At 67.3% G+C, this 11847-nt stretch carries 13 protein-coding genes; 12 read left to right on the forward strand and 1 reads right to left on the reverse strand.

The features are described from left to right. Positions 1 to 6 precede the first annotated feature (6 nt). Genes sufB through AC5P5V_RS02910 form a run of 5 tightly spaced genes read left to right on the forward strand, consistent with a single transcriptional unit; the run spans position 7 to position 5219 of the window. Positions 7 to 1482, forward strand: a complete 1476-nt coding sequence (gene sufB, locus AC5P5V_RS02890; RefSeq protein WP_005408435.1) for a Fe-S cluster assembly protein SufB — start codon at positions 7 to 9, stop codon at positions 1480 to 1482. Then, complete coding sequence (locus AC5P5V_RS02895; protein ID WP_134968779.1) at positions 1479 to 1895, forward strand: lysozyme inhibitor LprI family protein; 417 nt, start codon at positions 1479 to 1481, stop codon at positions 1893 to 1895. The genes sufB and AC5P5V_RS02895 overlap by 4 nt, the downstream gene beginning before the upstream one ends. A 44-nt stretch (positions 1896 to 1939) precedes the next feature. Continuing rightward, on the forward strand, positions 1940 to 2704 hold the full coding sequence (gene sufC / locus AC5P5V_RS02900) for a Fe-S cluster assembly ATPase SufC (protein ID WP_134968780.1): 765 nt from the start codon (positions 1940 to 1942) through the stop codon (positions 2702 to 2704). Further along, the gene (sufD, locus tag AC5P5V_RS02905; protein ID WP_134968781.1) at positions 2704 to 3966 is read left to right on the forward strand and encodes a Fe-S cluster assembly protein SufD; all 1263 of its coding nucleotides are present in this window, start codon (positions 2704 to 2706) and stop codon (positions 3964 to 3966) included. The genes sufC and sufD overlap by 1 nt, the downstream gene beginning before the upstream one ends. Next, positions 3963 to 5219, forward strand: coding sequence for a cysteine desulfurase (locus AC5P5V_RS02910; protein ID WP_134968782.1), 1257 nt, complete (start codon positions 3963 to 3965; stop codon positions 5217 to 5219). Before sufD ends, AC5P5V_RS02910 begins: the two co-directional genes overlap by 4 nt. A 62-nt stretch (positions 5220 to 5281) precedes the next feature. Here the strand turns inward: AC5P5V_RS02910 and AC5P5V_RS02915 are convergent, their stop codons facing one another. Continuing rightward, a complete protein-coding gene (locus tag AC5P5V_RS02915; protein WP_134968783.1) occupies positions 5282 to 5752 on the reverse strand; it encodes a hypothetical protein in 471 nt (156 codons plus the stop codon). Between the two features lie 133 nt (positions 5753 to 5885). On the opposite strand from AC5P5V_RS02915, the gene AC5P5V_RS02920 reads away from it, so the two are divergent. From AC5P5V_RS02920 to AC5P5V_RS02950, 7 genes are all read left to right on the forward strand, one after another. Next, positions 5886 to 6425, forward strand: coding sequence for a GNAT family N-acetyltransferase (locus AC5P5V_RS02920; protein WP_134968784.1), 540 nt, complete (start codon positions 5886 to 5888; stop codon positions 6423 to 6425). After that, positions 6422 to 6754, forward strand: a complete 333-nt coding sequence (locus AC5P5V_RS02925) for a non-heme iron oxygenase ferredoxin subunit (protein WP_061479221.1) — start codon at positions 6422 to 6424, stop codon at positions 6752 to 6754. The genes AC5P5V_RS02920 and AC5P5V_RS02925 overlap by 4 nt, the downstream gene beginning before the upstream one ends. Positions 6755 to 6929: 175 nt before the next feature. Continuing rightward, a complete protein-coding gene (locus AC5P5V_RS02930; protein ID WP_134968785.1) occupies positions 6930 to 7334 on the forward strand; it encodes a hypothetical protein in 405 nt (134 codons plus the stop codon). 148 nt (positions 7335 to 7482) lie between these two features. After that, positions 7483 to 9774, forward strand: coding sequence for a TonB-dependent receptor (locus tag AC5P5V_RS02935; RefSeq protein WP_061479223.1), 2292 nt, complete (start codon positions 7483 to 7485; stop codon positions 9772 to 9774). A 68-nt stretch (positions 9775 to 9842) separates the two neighbouring features. Next, complete coding sequence (locus AC5P5V_RS02940; protein WP_231352594.1) at positions 9843 to 10562, forward strand: tetratricopeptide repeat protein; 720 nt, start codon at positions 9843 to 9845, stop codon at positions 10560 to 10562. A gap of 10 nt (positions 10563 to 10572) precedes the next feature. Beyond that, complete coding sequence (locus tag AC5P5V_RS02945; protein WP_134968786.1) at positions 10573 to 11250, forward strand: Fe2+-dependent dioxygenase; 678 nt, start codon at positions 10573 to 10575, stop codon at positions 11248 to 11250. Between the two features lie 164 nt (positions 11251 to 11414). Further along, the gene (locus AC5P5V_RS02950) at positions 11415 to 11816 is read left to right on the forward strand and encodes a hypothetical protein (protein WP_154350358.1); all 402 of its coding nucleotides are present in this window, start codon (positions 11415 to 11417) and stop codon (positions 11814 to 11816) included. The last annotated feature ends 31 nt before the right edge of the window (positions 11817 to 11847 follow it).

Genomic DNA, 11847 nt, shown 5'->3' on the forward strand with positions numbered 1-11847 from the left:
CCCCCCATGGCCACCGAAACCATCGAAAACGTCGCCCACGACGACACCCCCAACCGCGAGATCCACGAGCAGCTCGGCCGCAAGTATTCGGCTGGCTTCATCACCGAGATCGAGTCGGACTCCCTGCCGCCGGGCCTGGACGAGGACACCATCCGTGCCCTGTCGGCCAAGAAGGACGAGCCGGAGTGGATGACGCAGTGGCGCCTGGACGCCTACCGCCACTTCCTGACCATGCCGATGCCGGACTGGGCCAAGCTGGAGATCGCCCCGATCGACCTGCAGGCGCTCAGCTACTACTCGGCGCCGAAGGGCCCGAAGTACGCCTCGCTGGACGACGTGCCGAAGGAACTGCTCGACACCTACGACAAGCTGGGCGTGCCGCTGCACGAGCGCGCCAAGCTGGCCGGCGTGGCGGTGGATGCGGTGTTCGACTCGGTCTCCGTCGGTACCACCTTCCGCAAGGAACTGGCTGAGAAGGGCATCATCTTCTGCTCGATGTCCGAGGCCATCAAGGAACACCCGGAGCTGGTGCGCCAGTACCTGGGCACCGTGGTGCCGGTGGGTGACAACTACTTCGCCGCGCTCAACTCGGCGGTGTTCTCCGATGGCAGCTTCGTGTTCATTCCCAAAGGCGTGCGCTGCCCGATGGAACTGAGCACCTACTTCCGCATCAACGCCGGCCACACCGGCCAGTTCGAGCGCACCCTGATCGTGTGCGAGGACAAGGCCTACGTCTCCTACCTGGAAGGCTGCACCGCGCCGATGCGCGATGAGAACCAGCTGCACGCTGCGGTGGTCGAACTGGTGGCACTGGAAGATGCGGAGATCAAGTACTCCACGGTGCAGAACTGGTATCCGGGCGACGAGAACGGCGTCGGCGGCATCTACAACTTCGTCACCAAGCGTGCCGAGTGCCGCGGCGCGCGCAGCAAGGTCACCTGGACCCAGGTCGAGACCGGCTCGGCGATCACCTGGAAGTACCCCTCGTGCGTGCTGCTGGGCGACGATTCGGTCGGTGAGTTCCACTCGGTCGCGCTGACCCATCACCGCCAGCAGGCCGACACCGGCACCAAGATGATCCACGTCGGCAAGCGCACCAAGAGCAAGATCGTCAGCAAGGGCATCAGCGCCGGCCGCGGCCAGAACACCTACCGCGGCCTGGTGCGGGTGGACCGCAACGCCGATGGCGCGCGCAACTACACCCAGTGCGATTCGCTGCTGATCGGCAAGCAGTGCGGCGCCCACACCTTCCCCTACATCGAGGTGAAGAACCCGGGCGCCACCGTCGAGCACGAGGCCACCACCTCCAAGATTTCCGACGACCAGCTGTTCTACTGCCGCGCCCGTGGCATCAGCCAGGAAGACGCGGTGTCGATGATCGTCGACGGCTTCTGCAAGCAGGTGTTCCGCGAACTGCCGATGGAGTTCGCAGTGGAAGCCAAGAAGCTGCTGGAAGTCTCGCTGGAAGGTTCGGTCGGATGAAGGCCCTGTTCGCCCTGGCCCTGCTGCTCGGTACCGCCGCGCCGGCATGGGCGGCCAGCGCCGACGCCGACGGGTGCAATCCTGAAGGCACGCAGATGGAGCTCAACGCCTGCGCCGACCGCGATTTCCGCAAGGCCGACGCCGAGCTCAACGCGGTCTACCGGCAGGTGCTGGCCAAGCTTGCCGGGCAGCCGGTGGCACTGGCCCGGCTGAAGGACGCGCAGCGCCTGTGGGTGCAGCTGCGTGATGCCGATCTGGAGGCGCGCTACCCGGTCGGCAAGGACGAGAATCCGCGCGTCCTGTACGGCTCGATGTACCCGATGCTGTATCTGCACGCCAAGTCCAGCCTGACCGATACGCGCACCGCCTACCTGCGCAGCGAATTCCTGGAGCGCAGCGAATACGACCTGTAAGTCGCGCTGCCTGCCATCCCCCATTCGACAAGACGACCATTCCAATGCTGAAGATCGAAAACCTCCACGCCCGCATCGGCGACAAGGAAATCCTCAAGGGCCTGTCGCTGGAAGTGAAGCCCGGCCAGGTGCACGCCATCATGGGCCCCAACGGCGCCGGCAAGTCCACCCTGGGCAATGTCCTGGCCGGCCGCGACGGTTACGAAGTGACCGAAGGCAGCGTGCAGTTCGAAGGCAGCGATCTGCTGGACCAGGACCCGGAAGCGCGCGCCGCCGCCGGCCTGTTCCTGGCGTTCCAGTACCCGGTGGAAATCCCGGGCGTGAACAACACCTACTTCCTGCGCGCGGCACTGAACGCCCAGCGCAAGGCGCGCGGCGAAGAGGAACTCGATTCGATGCAGTTCCTCAAGCTGGTGCGGCAGAAGCTGGCCGTGCTGCACCTGAAGGACGAGCTGCTGCATCGTGGCGTCAACGAAGGCTTCTCCGGCGGCGAGAAGAAGCGCAACGAGATCTTCCAGCTGGCCGTGCTGGAACCGAAGCTGGCGATCCTCGACGAGACCGACTCGGGCCTGGACATCGACGCACTGAAGAGCGTGGCCGACGGCGTCAATGCGCTGCGCGCCGCCGACCGTTCGTTCCTGGTCATCACCCATTACCAGCGCCTGCTGGACTACATCAAGCCGGACGTGGTGCACGTGCTGGCCGATGGCCGCATCGTCAAGAGCGGCGGCCCCGAGCTGGCGCTGGAACTGGAAGCGCACGGCTATGATTTCCTGAAGGACCGGGTCGTGCCCGAGGCGGCGGTCTGATGAGCGCCCTGCTCGACTCGATGGCCCAGGCCTTCTGCGGCAGCGATGCGCGCCGCGAAGTGCTGGATGCGGCCCTGCGCGATGGCCTGCCGGCCGCCCGCAATGAAGCCTGGAAGTACACCTCGCTGCGCCAGCTGGAACGCCGTGCGTTTGCTGCGGCACCGCTGCAGGGCCCGGCGCTGGACGCCGCGCTGCTGGACGACATCCCGGCGCCGCGCCTGGTGTTCGTCAACGGCCGCCTCGATGCCACGCTGAGCGACGTGCAGGCCCTGCCGGCCGGCGTGCAGCTGCAGCCGCTGTCGGCCGCACTGGCCTCCGGCGAAGACGCCGTGCGTTTCCTTGGCCGCCGCTACGAGCGCAGCGAAGAGATCTTCGCCCGCCTCAACGCCGCACTGGCCGATGAAGGCGTGGTGCTGCGCGTGGACGAAGGCGTGCAGGTCGAAGCGCCGCTGCAGCTGGTATTCGCCAGTGTGGCGGGCGAGACCGACCTGGCCTGGCATCACCGCCACCTGATCGAACTGCGTGCCGGCGCCAGCCTCGGCGTGGTCGAGCACCGCTTCAGCGTGGGTGACTCCGCCCACCTGGACAACACCGTGCTGCATGCCCACGTCGCGCGCGACGCCGTGCTCAAGCACGCCCGCGTGCAGGCCGGCAGCGCACGCCAGACCAGCTTCCTGCGCACCGACGCGGTGTTGGCCCGCGACGCGCAGTACCACCGCGTCGACCTGGAACTGGGCGCCGCGCTCAGCCGCCATGAACTGAACGTGCGCCTGGAAGGCGACAATGCCCGGCTGACCGCCAACGGCGTGCTGCTCGGCAATGGCCGCCGCCACGTCGAAACCCGCCTCGGCATCGACCATATCGCCCGCGATACCGCCTGCGAGCTGCTGTGGCGCGGCGTAGCCGCCAACCGCAGCCGCGTGGTGTTCCATGGTGGCATCCAGATCCGCGAAGGCGCCGATGGCACCGACGCGAACCTGTCCAACAAGAACCTGCTGCTGTCGGCGGACGCCGAGATCGACACCCAGCCGACGCTGGTGATCGACGCCGATGAAGTGAAGGCCGCGCACGGCGCGACCGTTGGCCAGCTCGATGCCAATGCGCTGTTCTACCTGCGCTCGCGCGGCCTGCCGCAGGCCCAGGCGCAGGCGCTGCTGAGCGCTGCGTTCTGCCATGAACCGCTGAAGATCCTGCCGGACGCGCTGCGCGCGCAGCTGGCACGCCGCCTGGACAAGGCCCTGGCCGAGGCGGGTGTGGCATGAATCTGTCCACGCCGCGCCCGATCGAAGAACGCACCGGCGCCCCCGACTGGGACCGCGTCCGCCTCGACTTCCCGCTGCTGATGCGCGAAGTACACGGCAAGCCGCTGGTCTATTTCGACAATGCCAACACCGGCCAGAAGCCGGTGCAGGTGATCGGCGCGGTGGACGAGTTCTACCGCCGTTACAACGCCAACGTCAGCCGCGCGGTGCATGCACTGGGCAGCGAAGCCACCGATGCCTACGAAGGTGCGCGCAACACGCTGGCGCGCTTCCTCAACGTGCGCCCCAGCGAGCTGGTGCTGTGCAGCGGCACCACCTTCGCCATCAACCTGGTGGCGTATTCGTGGGCGCTGCCGCGGCTGAAGGCCGGCGACGTGATCCTGGTGTCGCGCATGGAGCACCATGCCAACATCGTGCCGTGGCAGCTGGTCGCGCAGCGTACCGGTGCCACCATCCGCGTGGCCGAGATCACTCCCGATGGTGCGCTGGACCTGGATGCGCTGCGCGCGGCGATGACCCCGGAGGTCAAGCTGCTGGCGGTCACCCATGTCTCCAACGTGCTGGGCACGGTCAACCCGGTGCGCGAGATCTGCCGCGAAGCGCGCAAGCGCGGCATCATCACCGTGGTCGATGGCTCGCAGGCCGTGCCGCACCGCAAGGTCGACGTCGCCGCGATCGGCTGCGATTTCTATGCCATCACCGGCCACAAGATGTGCGGCCCAACCGGTACCGGTGCGCTGTGGGCGCGCCGCGAACACCTGGACGCGATGCCGCCCTTCCTCGGCGGCGGCGAGATGATCAAGGAAGTCAGCTTCGACGGCACCGTGTTCAACGATGCCCCGCACAAGTTCGAAGCCGGCACCCCGAACATCGCCGGTTTCATCGGCCTGGGCGTGGCCGCCGACTACCTGCAGCAGCTGGGGCAGGACCACGTGGAAGCGCGCGAAGCCGAACTGCTGGCGCACTTCACCGAAGAACTGCACCGCGTCGATGGCCTGCGCATCATCGGCGAAGCACCGGAAAAGGCGGCCGTGGTCTCATTCCTGATCGACGGCGCACATGCGCATGATCTGGCGACCCTGCTCGACCTGGAAGGCGTGGCCGTGCGCTCGGGCCAGCACTGCGCGCACCCGCTGCTGCAGTACTTCGGCGTTGCAGCAACCTGCCGTGCCTCGTTGGCGTTCTACAACACGCACGCCGAGATCGAGCGGTTCATGACGGCGCTGACCAAGGTGCGCAAGCTGCTGGGATGAGCCCGCAGACTGGGGTCAGATCCCTTTCGCCGCCCGAAAGGGCTCTGACCCCAACTACCCGATCACTCCTGCAGCCGCCGCACCGACGACACACATAGTTCGGCAGGCCACTGGCCAAGATGCCCCTTGCCGCTCACCGCATCCGGCCGCGCCGCCGACACGATCCCGGTCATTTCAAAAGCCTGCTCCGTCGGCAACGTCACCGGCGCGATTCCCTCCACCCAGATGCCGTCTGCCGCCCACGGGTCACGTACCGGCGGTCCCGGATGCAGCGCCGACATTTCCCAGCCTTCGACGTAGGCACCCCGCACCTTTACCAAGCGGCCCTGGTAGCGGACAGGGTGCGCACGCAGTTCCTCCAGGGCGACAGGAAGTGCACGTGCCGGGTTGAACCCAGGGCAGGCAAAACTGTTGAAGGAAGCATCCCTGCCCACGACGGAGCCATCCGTGCACGCGAGCAGGATCGACATCGCCACGATCATGCCGAGCGTAGCGACCTTCATGGCGCCCCCGTCTCCGCCCTGCCAATCCATTTCTGCCTCCTGCGGGAAAGCGATGAACGGCGAGCATAGCCGGCGCCCCGGGGGCAGAGCTCCTCCGCGTTGCGAAAGGGATCTGACCCCTCCCCCCATTTGCGCCCGCCCATACCCCACCTAGAATGGCCCCATGAGCACCCTGACCTTCCGCGCCGCCACGCCGGCCGACATTCCCGCCCTGATCACCCTGGTCACCTCGGCCTACCGCGGCGATGCCAGCCGCGTCGGCTGGACCACCGAAGCCGACCTGCTGGACGGTGCCCGCATCGACGCCGAAGGCATCCAGGCCGACCTCGAGCGCCCGCGCTCGACCATCCTCCTGGCCGAGCGCGAAGGCGTTCTTGTGGCCTGCGCCCACGTCGCCGATGTCGACGGCAAGGGCTACTTCGGCATGTTCTCGGTCGATCCGGCCCAGCAGGGCGGCGGTGTCGGCAAGCAGCTGATGGACGCCGCCGAAGCGCACGCCGCACGCGAATGGAACGTGCCGGTGATGCAGATGACAGTGATCGACGTACGCGACGAACTGATCGCCTTCTACGAGCGTCGTGGCTACCAGCGTACCGGCATCAAGAAGCCGTTCCCGTATGGCGACGAACGCTTCGGCATTCCCAAGCGCGACGACCTGCGTTTCGAAATCCTGGAGAAACCGCTGGCCGGAGCAGCCGCGTGAGCGATACCTGGACCTTCGTCTGTGCCGGCAACGAGCTGCTGCCCGGTGAAATGAAGAGCGTGTTCGACGAAGTGACCGGCACCCCGATCGTGGTGTTCAACCTCGACGGCGAGCTGTACGCACTGGAAGACCAGTGTACGCACGAGGAGTTCGAACTGTCCTCGGGCGAATTCAACACCGCCGAAGGCAGCGTGGAATGCGTGCTGCACGGCGCGCGCTTCGACGTGCGCGATGGCCGCGCCCTGTGCGCCCCGGCCTATACGCCGGTACCCAAGTTCCCGGTGAAGCGCGAACACGACGCCGTCTGGACGCGCGACGACCGGGATTGAGGCCGCGCCCCGACCTCGGGGTATCCGCCCGTGGGCTGGATCTGCAGGAGGCCCGCAAGGGCCCTCCCAGGGCGTTCCCCGGCCACTCCAACGTGCCGCAACATGCCGTACATGCGAATCATTATCGTTGATGTTATTCTACGTAACATCTTCGTAACGACGCCGCCCTCGCGCCATGGCTTCGCCCGCGCCCTCTGCCACGTTGTGCCGGCTCGCTCGCCAGGGGTGGCCGCTGGCCGTGGCCGTGCTGCTGACGCTGCTGCTGGGCTGGTCGGCGCTGCACGAAGGACGCGGCAGCGACCCGACTGCCCAAGGGTGGCAGGCACATGCCGAAGGCTTGCGCCAGGTCATGCCATTGCCGGCGCCGTCGGCGGACGAGTGCCCGCAACATGCTGCACCTGCACCGGAGCCGCCGCTTGAGGGTGAGGGCAACACGCCCTGCGCCGGACTGACACCCCTGCGCGCGCCCCTGGTCGCACATATCCCGCTATGGCGCTCCGACGCCCTGCGCCGGCAACTGCACGATCCCGCACTGCGATTGAACCCCGGCCACGCACCGCCTGCACCGCACGCCAGTTGAGGCGCCCTGCGGCGGTTGCCGTGCGCCTGTTTACGTTTCCTGCCAGCCGAGCGTCGGCTCGGCTCTACAGATACCGCCTTCTACATGTCGTCGCGCTGTCTGCGCTTCGGCCTTCGCCGTTTCCCGATCCACGCCACTACCCATAGCCATGACCCACATCACGTCCCGCAAACACGCCCCGCGCGTATCCCTGCTCGCCACCGCCACCCTGGCCGCCGGCTTCGCACCGCTGGCCGCGCAGGCTGCCGACAGCGCCGATGCCGGCTCCCGCAATGCCACCGACCTGGACAAGGTGCAGGTGCGCGGCAGCTGGTTCAATCCGTCCTCGCCGAAGTTCACCGCCGAACTGCTGGACACCCCGAAGTCGGTGTCGATCGTGTCGGAAAAGCTGATCGCCGAAACCGGTGCGACCAACCTGCAGGATGCACTGCGCATGGTGCCGGGCATCACCTTCGGTGCCGGCGAAGGCGGCAACCCGACCGGCGACCGCCCCTTCATCCGTGGCTTCGATTCGCAGAGCAACGTCTTCGTCGACGGCCTGCGCGACGTCGGCTCGCAGACCCGCGAGATCTTCGATCTGGAGCAGGTGGAAGTGGTCAAGGGCCCGAGCTCGGCCTACGGTGGCCGTGATTCCGGTGGTGGCAGCCTGAACCTGGTGAGCAAGACGCCTAAGCTGAAGAACGAGACCAACGCCAGCATGGGCATCGGTACCGACAGCTACGCACGCGGCACCGTGGACGCCAACTACGTTCTGGGCGATGGCATCGCCGCGCGCCTGAACCTGATGAAGCACGAATCGGACATCGCTGGCCGCGACGCCGCCAATGTCAGCCGCTGGGGCATCGCGCCGTCGATCGCGTTCGGCCTGAACGGCCCGGCGCAGCTGATCGCCAGCCACTACCACATGCAGAGCGATGACCTGCCGGACGCCGGTGGTTTCCCCTACGGCAACCCGAACGGTGCGCCGGCCTCGAAGTGGGTCGACGGCCGCCCGATGGTGCCGGACCGCAACAACTACTACGGCCTGGTCGACCGTGACTTCCAGCGCACCCGTGCCGACATCAGCACGCTGGATGCCAGCTACGATTTCGGCGGCCACAAGCTGCGCAACATCGCGCGCCTGGGCAACACCAGCAACGATTACCTGTGGACCCAGCCGGACGACAGCCAGGGCAACCCGAACAACTACGGCACCTTGTGGCGCCGTACCAACGCCCGCGCCGTCGACGTCAAGAGCTTCGCCGACCAGCTGGGCCTGACCGGTGCCTTCCAGACCGGCGCGCTCAAGCACAGCTACAGCGCTGGCGTGGAGTACAGCGACGAGAAGATGACCCGCGGCAGCTATCTGATGACCCCGGGCACCAGCAACCCGCTCACCGGCAACAGCAAGTGCCCGACCACCGGCGCGGCCACCGGCTACAACTGCACCGATTTCGCCGATCCGGATCCGCGCGATCCGTGGGCAGCCACCCATTCGGTGTACCGCAGCGACAAGGCACTGGACGTCGAGCAGCGCACCAGGACCACCTCGGCCTACGTGTTCGACACCATCGAGCTCAATGAGCAGTGGATGATCAACCTCGGCCTGCGCTACGACGACTTCCGCACCACCCTGACCACCCCGGTGGCCGGCAAGGCGCCGACCCGCGTGCGCAACAGCAATGACTTCCTGAACTACCAGGCCGGTGTGGTGTTCAAGCCGGCCGCCAACGGCAGCATCTACCTGTCGTGGGGCACCTCCTCGACCCCGCCGGGCATGGACGGTGGTGACGGTTCGGACGGCCTGAGCGCCGCCGTGGCCGACCTCAAGCCGCAGGACACGAAGAACCTCGAACTGGGCACCAAGTGGGACCTGTTCGACCAGCGCCTGAACCTGACCGCAGCGATCTTCCACACCGTGATGAACAACGCACGCGTGACGGTCGACAACGGCACCAGCCAGAACGCCGGCAAGAAGGAGATCAACGGCTTCGAACTGGGCTTCACCGGCCAGCTGACCGACGCCTGGAGCCTGTACGGCGGCTACACCTACCTGGACTCGGAACTGAAGGACAACGGTTTCGTCTGTGGCGCACCAGTGGGCCGCACCTGCCCGTCCAACGTGTACGTGCCGTCGCCGTACAACGGCAACGTGTTCCCGAACACTGCCAAGCACAGCGCCAACCTGTGGACCACCTACCGCTTCCCGATCGGCCTGACCCTCGGCGCCGGCGCGTTCTACTCGGACAAGCAGTACGGTGATGTCGCCAACACCAAGTGGATCCCGAGCTACACCCGCTTCGACGCGATGGCCAGCTACGCGATCCAGGACAACATCAGCCTGCAGCTCAACGTGCAGAACCTGACCGACAAGACCTACTTCACCAAGGCCTATGCCTCGCACTACGCGAGCATCGCCCCGGGTCGCTCGGCCACTCTGGCACTGAACGTCAAGTTCTGATGTAACGGCGCTCCACCACGGCGGCAGGCGCTCCTGCCGCCGTTTTTGTTTCCGGCGATACTCACCCCATGGCAACCCGTACCCCCATCGACAGCGACGCCCTGGCCGAGCTGCTCCAGCACGATCCACAGGCTGCGTTCGCACGCGTGCGCGACGCCGCACAGGCCGGGCAGGTCGAGGCGCAGCTGCTGCTCGCGCAGATGCACATGGAAGGTAAAGGCACCGCGCAGGACGCCTCGGCTGCGCTGCTCTGGTACGAAACCGCCGCCAACAACGGCGCGCCGATGGCGATGAACATGCTCGGCCGCTGCCATGAGCTGGGCCAGGGCACCACGCCCGATCCCACGCTGGCCGCGGTGTGGTACCGGCGCGCGGCCGACACCGGCCTGGACTGGGGCCTGTACAACCTGGCCAACCTGCTGGCCACCGGCCGCGGCGTGCCCCAGGACCGCGCGCAGGCACTGGCCCTGTACACCCGTGCCGCGCATCTGGGCCATGCCAAATCGATGAACCTGCTGGCCCGCCACCTTGAAGACGGCCTGGAGATCGAGCGCGATCCGCAGGCCGCCCTGGGCTGGTACCGGCGCGCGGCCGAGACCGGCGATTTCCGCGGCCAGGCCAACTACGCCTCGATCCTGCTGCAGGCCGGCCAGGTCGAGCAGGCCGTGCACTGGCTGCAGCTTGCACTGGCGCACGGCAGCCCGGCGTTCATGGCGCACATCGTGCCGGAGCTGGCCGCATCGCCGCATCCACAGGTGCGCGCCCTGGTCGCGCCACCGTCGCTCTGAGGAGTTCCGCATGCTGCTGCACATCCCCGATATTCTCAGCGCCGACCAGGTGGCCGACTTCCGCCGCCGCCTCGATGCTGCCGACTGGACCGATGGCCGCGAAACCGTCGGCCATCTGGGCGCGCAGGCCAAGCACAACCAGCAGCTGCCCGAGGCGTCGCCGCTGCGCCGCGAGCTGGGCGAGATCATCCTCGTCGCGCTGGCCCGGCATCCGCTGTTCTTCAGCGCCGCGCTGCCACTGAAGTACCTGCCACCGCGCTTCAACCGCTACAGCGGCGGCGGCACCTACGGCTTCCATGTCGATGGCGCCGTGATGAACCTGGCCAACGGCGAACAGCTGCGTTCGGACATCTCCTGCACCCTGTTCCTGTCCGCGCCCGAGGAGTACGAAGGCGGCGAGCTGATCATCAGCGACACCTACGGCGAGCACGAAGTGAAGCTGCCGGCTGGCGACCTGATCGTGTATCCGTCCAGCAGCCTGCATCAAGTGCGCCCCGTCACCCGCGGCGCGCGCGTGGCGTCGTTCTTCTGGGTGCAGAGCATGGTCCGCGACGATGTGCAGCGCCGCCTGCTGTGGGAAATGGATGGCGCGATCGAGCGCCTGCGGCAGACCGGCGGCGACGCCGAGGCGATCCTGCAGCTGACCGGCGTGTACCACAACCTGCTGCGGCGCTGGAGCGAAGTCTGAGCCCCATTCGGCAAGCCTGAGTCGGTTTGGCAATCATTCTCATTTGCAACAGCTAACAGCTCTCATTACAATCACGCCCCGTTGATGCCGGCCGCTGCCGGCAGACCCCTGGGGACCCCTGCTTGCTGCGTCCGCTTCGCCCTCACCCACTCATCCATCGCAAGATGGGCACCGCCATGCGCGGCCAGCGTCCGGCGCTGGCCAGCCTGCTGGCATGGGTGGCGACGCTGGCGTTGCTGCTGGGCACCCTGCCACTGCTGCCACAGGCCCAGGCTGGAATGGCCATGCAGATGCCGCTGGAAGAGCGCGGTGGCGAAAGCCCCCTGCAGGAAGAGGCGCCGGCCAAGCTGCGCCGCTGTGCCTCCACCCCGGTGAAAGCGGCCGAGCAGGCACACCCGCCGTTGCTGCTGGCCAGCCACTGGCTGCGCACTGAACTCGAACTCGTACCCGCCACCCCGGCCATGCCCGGCGTGCGCCCGGACTGGCCGCTGGCCGCTCCGGACACGCCCTGGGCCGATGCGCCCGGGCGCCGCCAGCAGCGCGGCCAGGCGCCCCCGCTGGCCTGATCCACGGCCTGGCGTGACCGCCTGCGCGGTC

This window comes from Stenotrophomonas sp. YJH_SMC_130, from assembly GCF_059369035.1.

What these genes read in the sequence shown, in the direction of transcription:
- AC5P5V_RS02915 (WP_134968783.1), bottom strand. Translation starts at nt 5,752, where the DNA reads ATGGATTGGCAGGGCGGAGACGGGGGCGCCATGAAGGTCGCTACGCTC.
- sufC (WP_134968780.1), top strand. Translation starts at nt 1,940, where the DNA reads ATGCTGAAGATCGAAAACCTCCACGCCCGCATCGGCGACAAGGAAATC.
- sufB (WP_005408435.1), top strand. Translation starts at nt 7, where the DNA reads ATGGCCACCGAAACCATCGAAAACGTCGCCCACGACGACACCCCCAAC.
- AC5P5V_RS02950 (WP_154350358.1), top strand. Translation starts at nt 11,415, where the DNA reads ATGGGCACCGCCATGCGCGGCCAGCGTCCGGCGCTGGCCAGCCTGCTG.
- sufD (WP_134968781.1), top strand. Translation starts at nt 2,704, where the DNA reads ATGAGCGCCCTGCTCGACTCGATGGCCCAGGCCTTCTGCGGCAGCGAT.
- AC5P5V_RS02945 (WP_134968786.1), top strand. Translation starts at nt 10,573, where the DNA reads ATGCTGCTGCACATCCCCGATATTCTCAGCGCCGACCAGGTGGCCGAC.
- AC5P5V_RS02940 (WP_231352594.1), top strand. Translation starts at nt 9,843, where the DNA reads ATGGCAACCCGTACCCCCATCGACAGCGACGCCCTGGCCGAGCTGCTC.
- AC5P5V_RS02930 (WP_134968785.1), top strand. Translation starts at nt 6,930, where the DNA reads ATGGCTTCGCCCGCGCCCTCTGCCACGTTGTGCCGGCTCGCTCGCCAG.
- AC5P5V_RS02935 (WP_061479223.1), top strand. Translation starts at nt 7,483, where the DNA reads ATGACCCACATCACGTCCCGCAAACACGCCCCGCGCGTATCCCTGCTC.
- AC5P5V_RS02910 (WP_134968782.1), top strand. Translation starts at nt 3,963, where the DNA reads ATGAATCTGTCCACGCCGCGCCCGATCGAAGAACGCACCGGCGCCCCC.
- AC5P5V_RS02895 (WP_134968779.1), top strand. Translation starts at nt 1,479, where the DNA reads ATGAAGGCCCTGTTCGCCCTGGCCCTGCTGCTCGGTACCGCCGCGCCG.
- AC5P5V_RS02920 (WP_134968784.1), top strand. Translation starts at nt 5,886, where the DNA reads ATGAGCACCCTGACCTTCCGCGCCGCCACGCCGGCCGACATTCCCGCC.